Here is a 15621-nt window from a genome sequence, read left to right on the forward strand (position 1 = left end):
GCAGGTCGACCTCGTCCGCTGTGCTGCTCATCGGCTCCTCAGACCAGGACGGGCGCGCGGTCGAGCACGCGCGCCGGGTCGGTGACGACGTGGGCGGGGGGCGCCGGCAATGGTGACGGCGCCGGCGCCTCGGCGCCCCCCTCGGGATGGTTGGGATGAGCCTGCAGCCACTCCCACATCGCGACCGGGTCGTCGCCCTCGGCCCGCGCCCCGCAGGAGCACGTGCCGGACAGCCGGTCGGAGCCGGGCAGCCACTCCACCCGGAGGACGGTCACCGGGCGACCCCGACGGGGGCCTGCCCGGCGGCGAGCTGCGCGATCATCCGCCGGGCGGCGAGGCCGCCGGTGTCGATGTTGATCGACAGCTCCTGGTAGCCGTCGGGCTCGCCGGCGATGACCCGCTCCAGCACGTCGAGCGCCTCGACGTCCTGGAGGACGACGGTGCGGTTGTTCTCGGCCAGGAAGTCCGAGACGCCCTGGTCGTCGAGGGCGAAGTCGCGGGCCACCGCCCAGAAGTCGTGGGTGGAGTGCTCGGTCTCGGGGGTGATCGCGTAGACGACCTCGACGTGGAAGGCGTCGGGGTCGGTGCCGTCGTCGTTCGGCAGGACGCCGACCGGCGCGATGCGCGAGTGCAGCGTGTACAGGCAGGGCGGCGTGAACTCGATGTCCTGCCAGCGGGTGATGCGGCCCTCGATGCCCGTGCTCTTCGCGTAGAACGGCGGGCAGGCGGCGTCGGCCATGTGCCGGGAGACCCGGACGACGCCGGCCTCCTCGTCGACCTCCGTGGTGATCGGCGTCTCGGCCACCTCCGGCGTCCCGATGTAGCCGCCGTGCAGGTAGGTCTCGTGCGAGAGGTCCATCAGGTTGTCGACCAGGAGGCTGGCGCGCGCGGCGAGCGGCTCCATGCCCGAGACGACGGTCCAGCCGGGCAGGTCCAGCCACGGCGCGCGCGGGATGCGGGTCGACGCCGCCTTGTCGGGGTCGCCGATGAACACCCAGACGAAGGAGTCCTGCTCCACCACCGGGTACCGCTTCAGCCGCGCCGTCCGGGGGACGCGGGTCTGCCCCGGCACCGCGACGCAGACGCCGTCGGCGCCGTAGGTGAAGCCGTGGTAGCCGCAGACGACGGTGTCGCCGACGAGGTGGCTCGGCGCCTGGGACAGCGGGAACCGGCGGTGCACGCACCGGTCGCTCATCGCGGTGACCTCGCCGGCCTCGGTGCGCCAGAACAGGATCGACTCGCCGCAGACGGTGCGGCTGAACAGCTCCCGCCCGACCTCCCGGCCGTAGGCGGCCACGTACCACTGGTCGCGGACGATCGAGGTCATGCGCGGGTCTCCTCCCGGGACGGCGGTGTCCCGACGAGGGTGACCGCCGTCACCGGGGCGCGCGTAGGCCACTTCCACGTGGTGGAAGGCGATCTGAGAGCGTCCCCGGCCGGCCGGCGACGACCGCGGCGAGCGCGTACCCCGCGGCGAGGACGGCGAGCAGCAGGAGGGGCAGCACCCAGCCGCCGCTGGCCGCGTAGAGGGCGCCGACCGCGAGCGGGCCCAGCGCGCCGGTGCTGTACGCGACGAGCTGGGTCATGCCCGAGAGCCGGCGGGCCTCGTCCTCGTCGGCGCTGCGCAGCACGACGAGCGTGAACGCGAACGCGATGCCGGCGCCCTGCGCCAGGCCGCCGACCACCGCCCACACCGGCCAGGCCGCCGGCGCCAGCAGCAGCCCGACGACGAGCAGCGCCCACGCCGCGGCGACGGCCACCCCGAGCGCGCGCTGGCCCGCCCACCGCCGGACCACCAGCGGCACGACGAGCGTGCCGGGGATGCCGACCAGCTGGAACGTCGTCGCGGCGGCGGCGCCGGCGTCGATGCTGCCGAGCTCGTCGAGCAGCAGGGTGGGCAGCCACGCGGTGACCGCGTAGTAGAGGGCCGACTGCACGGCCAGCACGGCGCCGACCGCCCACGCCAGCGGCAGCCGCCACACCCGCACCCCGCCGGGAGCCGCAGCCGGCGCCGCCTCCGCCGGCCCGGCCGACCGGGTGGCCCGCGCCCAGACGGCGGCGGCGAGGAGCGCGAGCACCGCCCAGCAGGCCAGGCCCCCGCGCCAGCCCCACAGGGTCGCCAGCGGGGCGGTGGCCGCCGCGGTCGCGGCGGCGCCGGCGGCCAGCATGGTGGTGTACAGGCCGGTGACCGTGCCCGCGCGCGGGCCGAACTCGCGCTTGACCACCGGTGGGAGCAGGACGTTGCCCACCGTCATCGCGGCGCCGACCAGGAAGGTGCCGGCCAGCAGCACGGGCCCGCCGTCCAGGGCGCGCAGCGCCGTCGCCGCCGCCAGCAGGAGCAGCCCGGCCAGGACCGCGCGCTCCGCGCCGAGCCGGCGGCCCAGCCACGCGGCGGCGGGCGCGAGCGCGGCGAAGCACAGCACCGGCAGGGTGGTGAGCAGCCCGGCCGCGGTCGGCGAGAGCCGGAGCTCGGCGCGGACCTCGGGCAGCACCGGCGAGACCGCGGCGATCGCGCCGCGCAGGTTGAGCCCGGCCAGCAGCACGGCCGCCAGGAGCACCCCGGAGCCGGCCACCCGGCTCATGCCCCCCGCAGCTCCTCGAGGATCGGCTTGGCCACCTTGAAGGCGTGGTTGGCGGCGGGCACGCCGGCGTAGACCGCCGCGTGCTGGATCACCTCGGCGATCTCCTCGTCGCTCAGGCCGTTGTTCTTGGCCGCCCGCACGTGCAGCGCGAACTCGTCCCAGTGCCGCAGGGCGATCGTGATCGCCAGCGTCAGCAGGCTGCGGTCGCGCCGGGCCAGGCCGGGCCGCTGCCAGAGGTCACCCCACGCGGTGCGGGTGATGAAGTCCTGGAAGTCCGCCGTGAACGGGGTGGTGCCGGCCACCGCGCGGTCGACCCACGCGTCGCCGAGCACCTCCCGGCGGGTGCGCATGCCGGCGTCCCGCCGGTCGTCGTCGGTGGTCACCGGGCACCCCCGTCGAAGTGGGCGAGCAGCGCGCCGGTGACCTCCGACGTCCGCTCCAGGTTGGCCAGGTGGGCGCCGGGGCTGACCGTGAGCAGCCGGGCTCCCGGGATCCCCTCGGCGATCGCCCGCTGGTGCTCCGGCGGCAGCGCCGGGTCCTCGGCCCCGGAGACCACCAGCGTCGGCGCGGTGATCCGGCCGAGGTCCGCGCGCAGGTCCATGCGCGCGACCACCTCGCAGCAGGCGGCGTAGCCCTCGTCGTCGGCCTGGGCGATCTGCGCCTGCAGCCGGGTCACCAGGTCGGGGTGCTCCGCGGCGTACCCGGGGGTGAGCCAGCGGGAGACCACGGTCGGGGCCAGCGGGGCGGTGCCGCCCGCCCGCGCGGCGGCGGCCCGGTCGAGGAAGCCCTGCGGATCGGTCTTCGCCGACGAGCAGAGGACGGCGAGCCGGTCCACCCGCTGCGGCTCCCGCGCGGCGAGCCGCATCGCCGTCATCCCGCCCAGCGACAGCCCGGCCACGTGCGCGCGCTCGACCCCGAGCCGGTCGAGCAGGCCGACGAGGTCGTCGACCAGGTCGTCGAGGCCGTACGGGCCCGCGGGCGCGGGCGAGGCGCCGTGGCCGCGGGTGTCGTAGGTGACCACCCGGTACCGCTCGGCCAGCGGCGGCACCTGCGGGTCCCACATCGCCCGGGTCGCGCCCAGGGAGTTGGACAGGACGACGACGGGCGCGCCCGCCGGCCCGTCGACCGTGTACTCGACGTCCACCGCGCTCACGGGTTCTCCTCCACGAACAGGTCGTGCTCGGCCAGGGCCCGGTCCACCTGGCGGCCGGCCTCGCCGACGTCGGGCGCCGGGTCGGCGAGGACGGGTGCGAGGTCGACGTCCGCCCGGTGCCGCAGCACGTCGGCCAGCGGGCGGCCGCTGTCGCGGGCGTGCCGCACCGCGGCCGCCGCCTCCTCGTGCGCGGCCGCGCGGCCCAGCGACGGCGTGAGCGCGTCGGTGAGCGCGGCGGCCAGCTGGGGGTCGCGCGCCTCGGCGACGGTCGCGGCCATGCGGGCGACGTCGGGGCGCAGCACGGCGAGGCTCTCGGCCAGCCAGGCCGCGGCCGAGCCGACGGAGGTGAGCAGCTCGGTGAGCGTCGGCCACTCGCTGTGCCAGGCGCCGGCGGCGCGCTCGTGCTCCTGCTCCATGGCGGCCAGCAGCGTGGCCACCAGCCCGGGGGCGCGGCGGGCGCACGCGCGCGCCGAGATCGCGGCCACCGGGTTGTTCTTGTGCGGCATCGCCGACGAGCCCCCGCGCCCCTCGGCCACCTCGGCGAGCTCGCCCACCTCGGTCTGCGCCATGAGGACGACGTCCACGGCGACGGTGGCCACCGCGCCCGCCGCGGCCCCGAGGGCGCCGGCGAGGTCGGCCACCGGCAGCCGGACGGTGTGCCAGGGGACGGCGGTGGCGGCCAGGCCGAGCTCGGCGGCGAGCGCCGTCCGCAGGTCGACGCCCGAGCCGTGGTCGCCGGCCAGCGTGCCCACCGCGCCGCCGTACTGCACGGGCAGCGACGCGTCGACCGCCCGCAGCCGGGCGCGGGCGCCGTCGAGCCCGCTCAGCCAGACGGCCGCCTTCAGCCCGAACGTGGTGGGCAGCGCCTGCTGCATGAGCGTGCGCCCCATGACCACGTCGTCGCGGTGCCGCTCGGCCAGGGCGGCGGCGCGGGCGGCGGCGTCGGCCAGGTCGGCGTCGACCGCGGCCAGCCCCCGGCGGGCGAGCAGCACCAGCGCGGTGTCGAGGACGTCCTGGCTGGTGGCGCCGACGTGCACGGCGACGGCCGCCCGCTCCCCCACCGCGGCGCGCAGCACCTTCACCAGCGGCGGCACCGGGTTGCCGGCGTCCGCGGCACGGGCCACGACCGTGGCGAGGTCGAGCGCCGCCGGCTCCGCGCAGGCGCGGGTCACCGCCTCCGCGGCGTCGGCGGGCACCAGCCCCACCCGCGCGGCGGCGCGGGCCAGCGCCGCCTCGACGTCGAGCAGCGCGTCGACCCAGGCCGACGGGGAGACGGCCCCCGCCGCTCCCCCGCGCGCGAAGGTGCCGGCGAAGAGGTCGCTCACGGCACCTTCCTACCGGAGCGGCTCATACGGCGAAGAACACCGTCTCCCGGTCGCCCTGCAGGTGGACGTCGAAGCGGTAGCCGTCGCCGGTCCGCTCGGCGATCAGCGTGCCGCGCCGGTCCTCCGGCAGGCCCCGCAGGACGACGTCCTCGGCGTTGGCCTCGGCCTCGTCGGCGAAGTAGATGCGGGTGACCACGCGGTCGAGCAGGCCGCGGGCGAAGACCGAGACGTCGATGTGCGGGGCCTGCAGGCCGCCCTCGCCGTCGGGCACGCGGCCCGGCTTGAGGGTGAAGACCTCGAACTCGCCGCTGAGCGTCTGGGCGCGGGCGTAGCCGCGGAAGCCCGGGTAGGCCGCCGCGCCGCGCGGGTCCTCCGGCGACGGGAACCGGCCGTCGGGGTCGGCCTGCCAGGTCTCGACCATGGCGTCGGGGACGACCTCGCCGGCGCCGTCGACGACGCGGCCGCGGATCCAGAAGCCGCCCGGGGTGCCCTCGGCCGCGGCCCAGACGCCGTCGGGCCAGGTGAGGCCGATGGCCAGGTACGGCCCCACCGTGGCGCTGGGGGTGGTGCCCAGGGTCAGCGGCCCGCTGAGGAAGCCGCTGCCGCGCCGCCCCGAGCGGGGCTGGAAGGGCTCGGCCGGGTCCGGCGGGACGTCGAGCGGGTCCACCGTCATCAGGCCACGTCCCCGTCGTCGTCGGTCTCGAACGGCGTCTGCTCGGTGCCGCGCAGCACGATGTCCCACTCGAAGGCCAGCGCCCAGTTGTCCTGGGTGCGCTCGAGGGAGAACCGGCTGATCGCGCGGTGCCGCGCCGCGGCCGGGATGGAGTTGAAGATCGGGTCCTGCCCGAACAGCGGGTCGTCCGGGAAGTACATCTGGGTGACCAGGCGCTGGGTGAACGCGCGGCCGAACAGGCTGAAGTGGATGTGCGCCGGCCGCCAGGCGTTGTGGTGGTTGCCCCACGGGTAGGCGCCGGGCTTGATCGTCATGAACTCGTAGCGGCCCAGGCTGTCGGTGACCACCCGGCCCAGGCCGTCGAAGTGCGGGTCCAGCGGCGCCGGCCAGTTGTCCACGACGTGCCGGTAGCGGCCGGCGGCGTTGGCCTGCCACACCTCGACCAGGGCGTCGGGCACGGGCCGGCCGCCGCTGTCGAGCACCCGCCCGTGCACCAGGATGCGCTGGCCCAGCGCCTCCCCGCCGTTGCGCAGCGTCAGGTCGGCGTCGTGCGGGAGCACCCGGTCCTCGCCCAGCACCGGGCCGGTGACCTCGGTCAGCCGGTGCGGCAGGTCGACCGGCGTCCGCAGCGGCGCGCGCAGCGCCGTGCTCCGGTAGTCGGGGAAGCCGACGGGTGTGCGCGTCTCGGCGGGTTCCCGCAGGTAGCGCGGCAGGACGAGACCGCTCGGCGATGTGGTGCCGGTCATAGCGGGAAAGGTACGTCCGCGCCCTAGGCTGCCCAAGCGGACGCTTCCGGCGAGTGGAAGGGCGGGGTGGGGATGGCGGGACGCAGCGGCGCCCCCGGGCGGTCGGTGACCAGCCGCGCCCTCGCCGTCCTCGACGCCTTCGACAGCAGCGCGCCGCGGCTGTCGCTGTCGGAGATCGCGCAGCGCTCGGCCATGCCGCTCACCACGGCGCACCGGCTGCTGGCCGAGCTGACGTCGTGGGGCGCGCTCACCCGCCGGGCCGACGGCCGCTACGAGATCGGCCGCAAGCTGTGGGACCTCGGCCTGCTCGCCCCGGTGCAGCTGGAGCTGCGCCAGGTGGCCGCGCCCTTCCTGCTCGACGTGCACACCGCCACCCGCGACACCGTCCACCTCGCCGTCCGCGAGGGCACCCGCGCGCTCTACGTCGAGCGGATCTCCGGGCGGGAGTCGGTGCCGGTGGTCAGCCAGGTGGGCAGCCGGCTGCCGCTGCACGCCACCGGCGTGGGCAAGGTGCTGCTGGCCGCGGCGCCCGACGACGTCGTCGAGGAAGTGCTGCGCGCGCTGACCCGCGAGACCCGGCACACCGTCGTCGACCCCGGCCGCCTGCGCCGGGAGCTCACCGAGATCCGCCGCCGCGGGTTCTCCCGGACCGCCGAGGAGATGTCGCTCGGCACCGCCTCGGTCGCCGTCCCCGTCCCGGTCGAACGCTCCACCGGGGTCGTGGTGGCCGGCGCCCTCGGCATCGTCGTCCCCTCGCACCGGCGCGACGTCGCCCGGCTGGTGCCGGTGCTGGAGGTGGCCGCCCGGGGCATCGGCCGGGAGCTGGCCCGAGCGGGCGCCTTCCGCTGAACGGAAGGGCGGGCTCGCCGCCCGCGCGTAGCGGGCGTCACACTCCCTCCGTGCGCACTCAGGTGGGGATCATCGGCGCCGGCCCGGCCGGCCTGCTGCTGTCGCGACTGCTGGCCCTCCAGGGCATCGACTCCGTCGTGCTGGAGAACCGGTCGCGCGAGTACGTGGAGGCGCGCATCCGCGCCGGCATCCTCGAGCAGCACTCCGTCGACACGCTGATCGCCGCCGGCGTCGGCGACCGGCTGCAGCGCGAGGGCCTCGAGCACCGCGGCATCCACCTGCAGTACCCGGGCGTGCGGCACCAGCTCGACTTCAAGGAGCTGTGCGGCCGGACGGTGTGGGTCTACGGCCAGACCGAGGTGGTCAAGGACCTGGTCAAGGCCCAGCTGGACGGCGGCCCGCCGCTGCTGTTCGAGGTCTCCGACGTGCAGCCGGAGGACGTCGACGGCGACAGCCCCCGCATCCGGTTCACCGACGCCGAGGGCAACGCCCAGGTGCTCGAGTGCGACGTGATCGCCGGCACCGACGGCTTCCACGGCATCTCGCGGCAGGTGGTCGGTCAGGGCACCGCGCAGCGGGTGTGGGAGCGGACCTACCCCTACGCGTGGCTGGGCATCCTGGCCGAGGCCGCCCCGGCCACCGACGAGCTGATCTACGCGTGGCACCCCGACGGCTTCGCGCTGTACTCCATGCGCTCGCCCAAGGTCTCGCGGCTGTACCTGCAGGTCGACCCCGGCGAGAAGATCGAGGACTGGTCCGACGAGCGGATCTGGGACGCCCTGGACACCCGGTTCGCCCACGAGGGCTGGTCGGTCAACCGAGGCCGGGTGACCGACAAGTCGATCCTGCCGATGCGCTCGTTCGTCTCGGCCCCGATGCGCCGCGGCCGGCTGTTCCTCGCCGGGGACGCCGCGCACATCGTGCCGCCGACCGGCGCCAAGGGCCTGAACCTGGCCGTCGCCGACGTCACCCGGCTGGCGACGGCGCTGGTGCGGCTGCTGCAGGAGAAGCAGACCGACCTGGTCGACGCCTACTCGGACAAGGCGCTGGAGCGGGTGTGGCGCTGCCAGCACTTCTCCTGGTTCATGACCTCGATGCTGCACCGCTCCGGCGACGACTTCGACGCCGAGCTGCAGCTGTCCCAGCTGCGGCGGGTGTGCTCCTCCGAGGCGGCCGCCCGGGAGCTCGCGGAGAACTACACCGGGCTGCCCATCGAGGACTGAACGGGCTTTCCGTACCGAACGCCCGTCTGGCACCCGGGCTTCCTGTACCGAAAGCCCGCCTGGCCTCCGGGCTTTCCGTACCGAAAGCCCGGAGGCCCGGACGCCGGGGGCTTCCCGTACCGAAGGCCCGGCTGTGGGACAGTGGGGGCAGGGCGCGACGAGGCGCCCCCGGACGAGCACCGCCGTACCCGGCTCGCGACAAGACGGCGGCGGGAGCGTGCGTCGTGCACTGGGTCGTACTCGTCCTCTCCGGCGTCCTCGAGGCCGTCTGGGCCACCGCCCTGCACCGCTCGGAGGGGTTCAGCCGCCTGGGGCCCACCGTCGTCTTCGCCGTGGCCGTGGTCGCCAGCATGGTGGGCCTGGCCTGGGCGATGCGCGGCCTGCCTCTGGGCACCGCCTACGCGGTGTGGGTCGGCATCGGCGCCGGCCTCACCGCGGCCTACGCGATGTGGGCCGGCCTCGAGCCGGTCTCGGTGCTGCGGGTGTTCCTCCTCCTGGGCATCGTCGGCTGCGTCATCGGGCTGAAGGTGACCGCGTAGCGGTTGCGGCACCCGGCGCCGTCCCCGACGGTGCAGGCGTGGACCCCTTCCGCGGCTTCGGGCGCATCCCCGGGCTCTCGGAGCTGATGGAGCTCCTCCAGCGGCAGACCGAGGCGCTGGCCCAGCTGCCGCGCACCCTGGCCGACCTGCAGGGCACGGTCCGCCAGCTCACCGACGCCACGACGGCGGCGAAGGACACCATCGCCTCCGCCCAGCGCACCGCGGAGCGGCTGGAGGCCCTGGTCGAGGAGCTCGAGGAGCCGGTCCGCGCGCTGCGGCCCGGGCTGGAGCGGGTCGGCCGGGTGCTCGACGACCCCGCCGTCGACACCGTCCCCGACACGCTGCGCCGCATCCACGACGACCTGATGCCGCTGGTCGCGGGCCTGCGCCAGGCGCAGACGCGGGTGGGGTCGGTGGCCGGCCTGCTGCTGCGCCGGGGCCGGCCGGAGGAGGACCACCCGGACGGCTGATGCCGCCGGGCCGCCCCCAGCGAGCCCGGGTACGGTGCTGGTCGCCGCCCGTACGGAGCCTGCTGGAGGTGCTGTGGTCCCCGTCCCACCCGTGGGACCCGGAGCTGCCGACGTCTTCCGCGACGGCGGCGAGAACGGCCGGCTGATGGCGGCCTTCGACTGGTCGACCACGCCGGTGGGACCGGCGGAGACCTGGCCGGCCAGCCTCCGCTTCGCCGTCCGCACGGTGCTCGCCTCGCGCTTCCCGATGATCCTGGCCTGGGGACCCGGCTACACGCAGTTCTACAACGACGCCTACGCCACGCTCATCGGCGCGAAGCACCCCGGCGCCATCGGCGACGACCTGCGGATCACCCTGGCCGAGGGGTGGGCGGCGCTGCAGCAGCCGGTCGAGCACGCGATGGCGGCGCGCGAGCCGTCGTGGATCCCCCAGCTGCTGCTCCTGCTGGAGCGCGCGGGGTACCGCGAGGAGACCTACTTCACCGTCTCCCACGCCCCCGCCTACGGCGACGACGGCGAGGTCGCCGGCATGCACGCCGTCTGCACCGAGGTCACCCGGCAGGTGCTCGCCGAGCGCCGCCAGCGGCTGCTGCACGAGGTGGCCACGGCCGCCGGCCGCCTCGACGACGAGCGGTCCACCGTCGAGCAGATGTGCGCCCCGCTGGCCGACGGCGCCCTCGACGTGCCGTTCGCCGCGGTCTACCTGTCCGCCCCGGACGGCGGCCTGCGCCGCACCGCCGTCGTGGGCTGCGACGCGGCCCTGCTGCCCGCGGCCGTCGGCGGCGCCGACGAGGTGCTGCCGGGGCGCGTCGAGGACCTGGGGGTCCCGGGCGGCCCGTGGGGCGACCCGGTCTGCGAGGCGGTCGCGCTGCCGCTGGCCGGCTCCCGGGACGGCGAGCCGGTGGGGCTGCTGGTGGCCGGCGTCAGCCCGAACCGGGCGCTCGACGCGGAGTACCGGTCGTTCCACGAGCTGCTGGCCGGGCAGTTCGCCGGCGCGGTGGTCAACGCGCGCGCGTTCGCGGCCGAGCGGGAGCGCGCCGAGACCCTCGCCGAGCTCGACCGCGCCAAGACGGCGTTCTTCGCCGACGTCAGCCACGAGCTGCGCACCCCCCTCACCCTGCTGCTCGCCCCCATCGCCGACCTGCTGCGCGAGGGCGGCGTCGGCCCCGCCGCCCGGGAGCAGCTGGAGCTGGCCCTGCGCAACGGCCGCCGATTGCGGCGGCTGGTCGACGACCTGCTCGAGTTCGTGCGCATCGAGGGCGGGCGGGCCACCCCGGTGCGGGTCGAGACCGACGTGCCCGGGTTGACCGCCGAGCTGGCCGGCCTGCTGCGGGCAGCCGCCGAGCGCGCCGGCCTGCGGCTCGATGTCGACTGCCCGCCTCTGCCGCGCCCCGTGTACGTCGACCCCCGCATGTGGGAGAAGGTCGTCGTCAACCTCGTCGCCAACGCGGTGAAGTACACCTTCGTCGGCGGCATCACCGTCGTGCTGCGGCCGGCGGAGGACGGGTTCGTGCTCACCGTCGCCGACACCGGCGTCGGCATCCCCGCCGAGGAGCTGCCGCGGCTGTTCGACCGCTTCCACCGGGTGCCGGGCAGCGCCGCGCGCAGCCGCGAGGGCAGCGGCCTGGGCCTGGCGCTGGTGCGGGAGTTCGTCGAGCTGCACGGCGGCACGGTCACCGTCGCGAGCCGCCCGGGGCAGGGCAGCACCTTCACGGTGCGGATGCCCGCCGGTGCGGCCGACGCGCCGGGGCACGCCGCCGCGGAGCCCTCCGAGGACGCGGCCGGGGCGGCGTCGGTCCCGTGGGACGACGTCGCGCCCGTGCCGGCGCCGTCGGCCCCGCCGTCGGCGGCGAGCGTGCTCGTCGTCGACGACAACGCCGACATGCGGGCCTACCTCACCCGCCTGCTGTCCCCGCACTGGACGGTGCGCACCGCCCCCGACGGGCGGGCGGCGCTCGACGCGGTGGCCGGGCACCCGCCCGACCTCGTGGTCACCGACGTGATGATGCCCGGCCTGGACGGCTTCGAGCTGCTGCGCGAGCTGCGCCGCTCCGCCGCCACCCGGCACGTCCCGGTCCTCATGCTCACCGCTCGCGCCGGCCAGGAGGCCGCCGTCGAGGGCTTCGCGGCCGGCGTCGACGACTACCTGGCCAAGCCGTTCGAGGCGCCGGAGCTCGTCGCCCGCGTCCGGGTGCTGCTCGAGCGGGCGGCCGGCCGCGAGCCGCTCGACACCGCCGCGTCGTCGCGGGTCGCGCCGCCCCGGCCGGTGGTGGGCCCGCCGCCGCCCGCGGTGCCCGAGCCGCGGCCGGCCCCCGCGACGGCGACCGGCACCGCGCGGGCCGCGTGGCGCTTCCCGTCCAGCCCGCGCTCGATCCCCGCCGTCCGGGCGCGGCTGCGCGGCCTGCTCACCGAGGCGGGGCTGGGCGAGGACGACGTGTACGACCTCGTGCTCGCCGCCTGCGAGGCGGCGACCAACGCGATCGAGCACGCCCAGCAGCCCACCGAGCCGTTCGTCGACGTCTCGGCGCAGGTGCGCGACGGCCGGGTGGAGATCACCGTGCGCGACTACGGCCAGTGGCGCGAGCGCGTGCCGAGCATGGACCGCGGCCGCGGCTCGGCGCTGATGAGCGCGGTCGCCGAGATCACCGCCACCCCGAGCCCGGCGGGGACGACGGTCGTCATCCGGACCCGCTAGCGCTCCGCGCGGTCCCGCCGCTCCGCGGCCAGCTGCGCCAGCAGCTCGTCGGCGACCTGCGCCGGGGGCGCGACGCCCGACACGACGGCGCCCGGCTCGTCGGGCTGGAGCGGCTCGAGCGTGGCCAGCTGGCTGCTCAGCAGGGACGGCGGCATGTAGTGGCCGCTGCGCGCCTCGACCCGGCCGCGGATGAGGTCCGGGTCGGCGCTGACGTGGGCGAACCAGACCGACGGGTGGCCGTCGCGGAGCACGTCGCGGTAGGCCCGCTTGAGCGCCGAGCAGGTGACGACGAGGTCGCGCCCGTCCCGCTCGTGCTCGCCGATCCAGCCGGCGAGGCGGCGCAGCCACGGCCGGCGGTCGTCGTCGTCCAGCGGGGTGCCCGAGCGCATCTTCTCGACGTTCTCGGGTGGGTGGAACTCGTCGCCCTCGGCGAACTCCCAGCCCAGGCGGGCGACCAGCTCGGCCGCCACCGTGGACTTGCCGGCGCCGGAGACGCCCATCACCACGATCGTCGTCGTCCGGGGGGACTCCGCCACTGCTGCTCCTCAGACGTCGGTGATGCGGATGCCCGCGTGGGCCTTGTAGCGGCGGTTGACCGAGACGAGGTTGATCGTGAGCGCCTCGACCTGGCGGGCGTTGCGCAACCGGCCGGCGTAGATGCCGCGCATGCCGGGCAGCCGCCCGGCCAGCGCCTGCACCAGGTCCATCGCCGGGCGGTCGTCGCCGACCACCATCACGTCGCCGTCCAGGGTGGGCTTGGAGAGGTCCTCCAGCAGCCGCGCCGACAGGTGGTGGAACGCGCCCACCACGGTGGAGTCCGGCAGCAGCGCGGCCGCCTGCTGGGCGGCGCTGCCCTCGGGCACGTCGAGCACGTAGGCGCCGAGCTCGTCCCAGCCCATCGGGACGACGCAGTCGACGACGACCTTGCCCGCCAGCGGCGCCGCCAGCTCCGCCAGCAGGGCCGCGTGCCCGTCGTAGGGGACGGCGACGATCACGAGGTCCGCGGCGCCGGCGACGTCGGCGTTGGCGCCGCCGGTCACCGAGACCTCGACCCCGGGCGCGGCCGCGGCGCGGGCCCGCTCGGCGACCTCGTCGGCGATCCGGGCGCACCTGTCGGCGTCCCGGGAGCCCAGCAGCACCCGCTGCCCGGCGGCGGCCAGCCGCACCGCCAGGCCCCTGCCCTGCGGCCCGGTGCCCCCGAGCACCCCGACGACCAGTTCCTCGACCGCGCGTCCGTCCGTCACACCGCGATCATGCCGGGTGGGTCAGTCGCCCTCCCAGGCACGGTCCTCGGCGGTCAGCTTCTCCTCCCGCTCCGCCACCGACCGCAGGGCGTGCTCGGCCTCCTCCCGGGTGGCGTAGGGCCCGAGCCGGTGCCGCTCGGCGCACCCGTCCCGCGGCTCGACGGTGTGGTGCTTGAGGCAGAAGAACCACGGGCCCTCGGCCATGCCGGTTTCCTCCCGATCGGACGACCCACCTGCGACGACACCGGGCCCCTACCCCGGCTCCCGACCTGCTCAGACGTCGACCATGACCTGGTCGTGCCGCGCGTAGAACGCCGTCCGCTCCTCGGCGGTGAGCTCCCGCCCGCTGCGGCGCAGCTCGGCGACCTCGGCGAAGAAGTTCTCCCGCGCGAACCCTGGCGCGAACAGGATGAGGAACGAGGTCTCCTCGTCGCCGTCGTTGCGGAAGCCGTGCACCCCGGTCTCGTGCACCAGCGCGTAGTCACCCGGCTGGTAGGGCCGCCACGCCCCGTCGGCGTAGATCGTCAGCTCGCCGGTGAGGACGTAGAACGACTCCTTGAACTTCTGGTGGTAGTGCGGCGCCGCGCCGGCCGAGCGGGGGGCGACCCGGTACTCGAGGAGGCCGAAGCGGCCGTCGGTGGACCCGCCGGTGGCGATCATGCGCAGCGAGCTGGTGCCGCCGGTGTCGACCAGCGGGTGCTCGGCGACGGTGCGGACGTCGTACAGCGACGGGTCGGGGTGGGACATGCCCCCCACCCTGGCACCGCGGCCGGGCCGACGACAGTGCGTGACGGCGTCGCGAAACCTCCTCGGGAGGGCCCGGATGAGGCATCCTGCAGCGGTGATCGGGAGCCGCACGGCCGAGACGGACCCCGGTTCCGCCGTGGCCGGGCTGGCGCGCGGACCCGAGCACCGGGTCGCCGCCCGCACGCTGGCGGTGGTGCTCTGCCTGGCCGGGCTCATCGGCTCGGCGAACCTCCTCGTGGACGAGATGGTCCGCGACAGCGAGCGGTGGCTCTACGGCGGCACGATGGGCCTGTGCATGGTCCTGGGTGGGCTGCTGGCGGTGCGCCGCAGCGCCACCCGGCCGCAGACCTTCGCGCTGGTCCTGCTCGGCGACCTGCTCTACGTCGTCGTGGCCCGCTGCCTGGCCGACCCCATCCACTACGCGACGCCGCTCGCCCTGCTCTTCCCGTGCTTCGTCGCGGCCTGGTTCCTCGACCGGTGGCAGTTCGCCGTCAACCTGGTGGTCACGCCGATCGCGGTGGTCCTGGCGCTGATCCACACCCACCACGAGACCGCCGGGCTGACCGTCCAGGTGGTCGTCAACGCGGGCATCCTGACGATCGTCTCGCTGGGCGTCTTCGTGCTGCGCCGGCGGGTGGAGCGGCTGCTCGACGCCCTGCGCGCGCTGTCGGTGCGCGATCCCCTCACCGGGTTGCACAACCGCCGCTACCTGGTCGACCAGGCGCCCCGGGTGTGGCGGCAGGCCCGCCGCGACGGCACGCGGGTCGCCGCGATGGTGCTCGACCTCGACCACTTCAAGCGGCTCAACGACGCCCACGGGCACGCGGCCGGCGACGCCGTGCTGCGCGTCGTCTCCGCCGCCCTGGCCGCGAGCGTGCGGCCGGCCGACGTCCTGGCCCGCACCGGCGGCGAGGAGCTCGTCGTGCTCGGTCTGGTCGCCGACGCCGCCGAGGCCGGGCACCTGGCCGAGCGCCTGCGGGCGGCCGTCGCCGCCGCCCGCACCGACCAGGGGCACGCCGTGACCGCCTCCGTCGGGGTCGCGCTGACCCGGCCGGTGGACGGCGAGGACCCGACCGACGCCCTGTGGCGGCTGGTCGACCGCGCCGACGCGGCGATGTACGAGGCCAAGCAGCAGGGGCGCGACCGCGTGGCCGCGCTGCAGCTGCCCCACCCGCGGCCGGCGCGGGTCCCGGCGCCGCTGCCGACGACGAAGCCGGCGGAGCCGGCGGAGCGCGCCGCGAGCGACGTCGCCTAGCTGTTCTGTCCCACGAGGTCGTTGACAGTGATGCGGCTGATCGGGGTCCGGCCGCCGATCGCGGTGTGGCTGCGGTGATGGTTGTAGGCGTGCAGCCAGCCGGGCAAGGCTGCGGCGCGT

18 protein-coding genes, 1 pseudogene and 1 riboswitch are annotated in these 15621 nt (G+C 76.1%); of the genes and pseudogenes, 6 read left to right on the forward strand and 13 right to left on the reverse strand.

Annotation, left to right across the window (positions count from 1 at the left end):
- Positions 1-38 precede the first annotated feature (38 nt).
- The 8 genes from ACI78S_RS21730 to pcaH are packed head-to-tail and all read right to left on the reverse strand — an operon-like array spanning position 39 to position 6479.
- The gene (locus ACI78S_RS21730; protein WP_456977054.1) at positions 39-275 is read right to left on the reverse strand and encodes a hypothetical protein; all 237 of its coding nucleotides are present in this window, start codon (positions 273-275) and stop codon (positions 39-41) included.
- The gene (locus ACI78S_RS21735) at positions 272-1327 is read right to left on the reverse strand and encodes a Rieske 2Fe-2S domain-containing protein (protein WP_456977055.1); all 1056 of its coding nucleotides are present in this window, start codon (positions 1325-1327) and stop codon (positions 272-274) included. Before ACI78S_RS21735 ends, ACI78S_RS21730 begins: the two co-directional genes overlap by 4 nt.
- A 49-nt stretch (positions 1328-1376) precedes the next feature.
- Positions 1377-2582 (reverse strand): MFS transporter, encoded by a 1206-nt coding sequence (locus ACI78S_RS21740; protein WP_456977056.1) that lies wholly within the window; start codon positions 2580-2582, stop codon positions 1377-1379.
- A complete protein-coding gene (gene pcaC / locus ACI78S_RS21745) occupies positions 2579-2965 on the reverse strand; it encodes a 4-carboxymuconolactone decarboxylase (protein WP_456977057.1) in 387 nt (128 codons plus the stop codon). Before pcaC ends, ACI78S_RS21740 begins: the two co-directional genes overlap by 4 nt.
- A complete protein-coding gene (gene pcaD / locus ACI78S_RS21750) occupies positions 2962-3735 on the reverse strand; it encodes a 3-oxoadipate enol-lactonase (RefSeq protein ID WP_456977058.1) in 774 nt (257 codons plus the stop codon). The genes pcaC and pcaD overlap by 4 nt, the downstream gene beginning before the upstream one ends.
- Positions 3732-5060 carry a 3-carboxy-cis,cis-muconate cycloisomerase gene (gene pcaB / locus ACI78S_RS21755; RefSeq protein WP_456977059.1) on the reverse strand — a complete coding sequence of 443 codons (1329 nt, stop codon included), beginning with the start codon at positions 5058-5060 and terminating at the stop codon, positions 3732-3734. Before pcaB ends, pcaD begins: the two co-directional genes overlap by 4 nt.
- A 22-nt stretch (positions 5061-5082) precedes the next feature.
- Positions 5083-5733, reverse strand: a complete 651-nt coding sequence (gene pcaG, locus ACI78S_RS21760) for a protocatechuate 3,4-dioxygenase subunit alpha (RefSeq protein WP_456977060.1) — start codon at positions 5731-5733, stop codon at positions 5083-5085.
- Entirely contained in the window at positions 5733-6479 is a 747-nt protein-coding gene (pcaH, locus tag ACI78S_RS21765) for a protocatechuate 3,4-dioxygenase subunit beta (protein ID WP_456977061.1), read from the reverse strand. The genes pcaG and pcaH overlap by 1 nt, the downstream gene beginning before the upstream one ends.
- 72 nt (positions 6480-6551) lie before the next feature.
- On the opposite strand from pcaH, the gene ACI78S_RS21770 reads away from it, so the two are divergent.
- The 5 genes from ACI78S_RS21770 (at position 6552) to ACI78S_RS21790 (ending at position 12255) form a co-directional block, all read left to right on the forward strand.
- Positions 6552-7328 (forward strand): IclR family transcriptional regulator, encoded by a 777-nt coding sequence (locus ACI78S_RS21770; protein WP_456977062.1) that lies wholly within the window; start codon positions 6552-6554, stop codon positions 7326-7328.
- 50 nt (positions 7329-7378) lie between these two features.
- Positions 7379-8551: a 4-hydroxybenzoate 3-monooxygenase gene (locus ACI78S_RS21775; RefSeq protein ID WP_456977063.1), complete on the forward strand. Its 1173-nt coding sequence runs from the start codon at positions 7379-7381 to the stop codon at positions 8549-8551.
- 147 nt (positions 8552-8698) lie between these two features.
- Positions 8699-8763: riboswitch (guanidine-III (ykkC-III) riboswitch) on the forward strand.
- 12 nt (positions 8764-8775) lie between these two features.
- The gene (locus ACI78S_RS21780) at positions 8776-9090 is read left to right on the forward strand and encodes a DMT family transporter (protein ID WP_456977064.1); all 315 of its coding nucleotides are present in this window, start codon (positions 8776-8778) and stop codon (positions 9088-9090) included.
- A gap of 38 nt (positions 9091-9128) precedes the next feature.
- Positions 9129-9560 (forward strand): hypothetical protein, encoded by a 432-nt coding sequence (locus ACI78S_RS21785; protein WP_456977065.1) that lies wholly within the window; start codon positions 9129-9131, stop codon positions 9558-9560.
- Between the two features lie 91 nt (positions 9561-9651).
- Complete coding sequence (locus ACI78S_RS21790) at positions 9652-12255, forward strand: ATP-binding protein (protein WP_456977066.1); 2604 nt, start codon at positions 9652-9654, stop codon at positions 12253-12255.
- Here the strand turns inward: ACI78S_RS21790 and ACI78S_RS21795 are convergent.
- The 4 genes from ACI78S_RS21795 to ACI78S_RS21810 all read right to left on the reverse strand — a co-directional run bounded on the left by ACI78S_RS21795 (position 12252) and on the right by ACI78S_RS21810 (position 14246).
- Entirely contained in the window at positions 12252-12791 is a 540-nt protein-coding gene (locus tag ACI78S_RS21795) for a gluconokinase (protein ID WP_456977067.1), read from the reverse strand. The genes ACI78S_RS21790 and ACI78S_RS21795 overlap by 4 nt on opposite strands.
- A 9-nt stretch (positions 12792-12800) precedes the next feature.
- Positions 12801-13499, reverse strand: a complete 699-nt coding sequence (npdG, locus tag ACI78S_RS21800) for an NADPH-dependent F420 reductase (RefSeq protein WP_456977068.1) — start codon at positions 13497-13499, stop codon at positions 12801-12803.
- 21 nt (positions 13500-13520) lie between these two features.
- A complete protein-coding gene (locus ACI78S_RS21805; protein ID WP_456977069.1) occupies positions 13521-13703 on the reverse strand; it encodes a hypothetical protein in 183 nt (60 codons plus the stop codon).
- 69 nt (positions 13704-13772) lie between these two features.
- Positions 13773-14246, reverse strand: a complete 474-nt coding sequence (locus ACI78S_RS21810; protein WP_456977070.1) for a cupin domain-containing protein — start codon at positions 14244-14246, stop codon at positions 13773-13775.
- A 94-nt stretch (positions 14247-14340) separates the two neighbouring features.
- Between ACI78S_RS21810 and ACI78S_RS21815 the strand changes: the two genes are divergently transcribed.
- Positions 14341-15501, forward strand: coding sequence for a diguanylate cyclase (locus ACI78S_RS21815; RefSeq protein ID WP_456977071.1), 1161 nt, complete (start codon positions 14341-14343; stop codon positions 15499-15501).
- On the opposite strand, the pseudogene ACI78S_RS21820 reads toward ACI78S_RS21815, so the two are convergent.
- A pseudogene (locus ACI78S_RS21820) lies at positions 15498-15621 on the reverse strand (IS481 family transposase); the annotation flags it as partial. The gene ACI78S_RS21815 and the pseudogene ACI78S_RS21820 sit on opposite strands and share 4 nt — an antisense overlap.

It is taken from the genome of Geodermatophilus sp. SYSU D00815 (assembly GCF_054050035.1).

Coding starts and splice junctions, on each gene's coding strand:
- ACI78S_RS21735 (WP_456977055.1), bottom strand. CDS start 1,327: ATGACCTCGATCGTCCGCGACCAGTGGTACGTGGCCGCCTACGGCCGG.
- ACI78S_RS21740 (WP_456977056.1), bottom strand. CDS start 2,582: ATGAGCCGGGTGGCCGGCTCCGGGGTGCTCCTGGCGGCCGTGCTGCTG.
- pcaG (WP_456977060.1), bottom strand. CDS start 5,733: ATGACGGTGGACCCGCTCGACGTCCCGCCGGACCCGGCCGAGCCCTTC.
- pcaH (WP_456977061.1), bottom strand. CDS start 6,479: ATGACCGGCACCACATCGCCGAGCGGTCTCGTCCTGCCGCGCTACCTG.
- ACI78S_RS21770 (WP_456977062.1), top strand. CDS start 6,552: ATGGCGGGACGCAGCGGCGCCCCCGGGCGGTCGGTGACCAGCCGCGCC.
- ACI78S_RS21805 (WP_456977069.1), bottom strand. CDS start 13,703: ATGGCCGAGGGCCCGTGGTTCTTCTGCCTCAAGCACCACACCGTCGAG.
- ACI78S_RS21810 (WP_456977070.1), bottom strand. CDS start 14,246: ATGTCCCACCCCGACCCGTCGCTGTACGACGTCCGCACCGTCGCCGAG.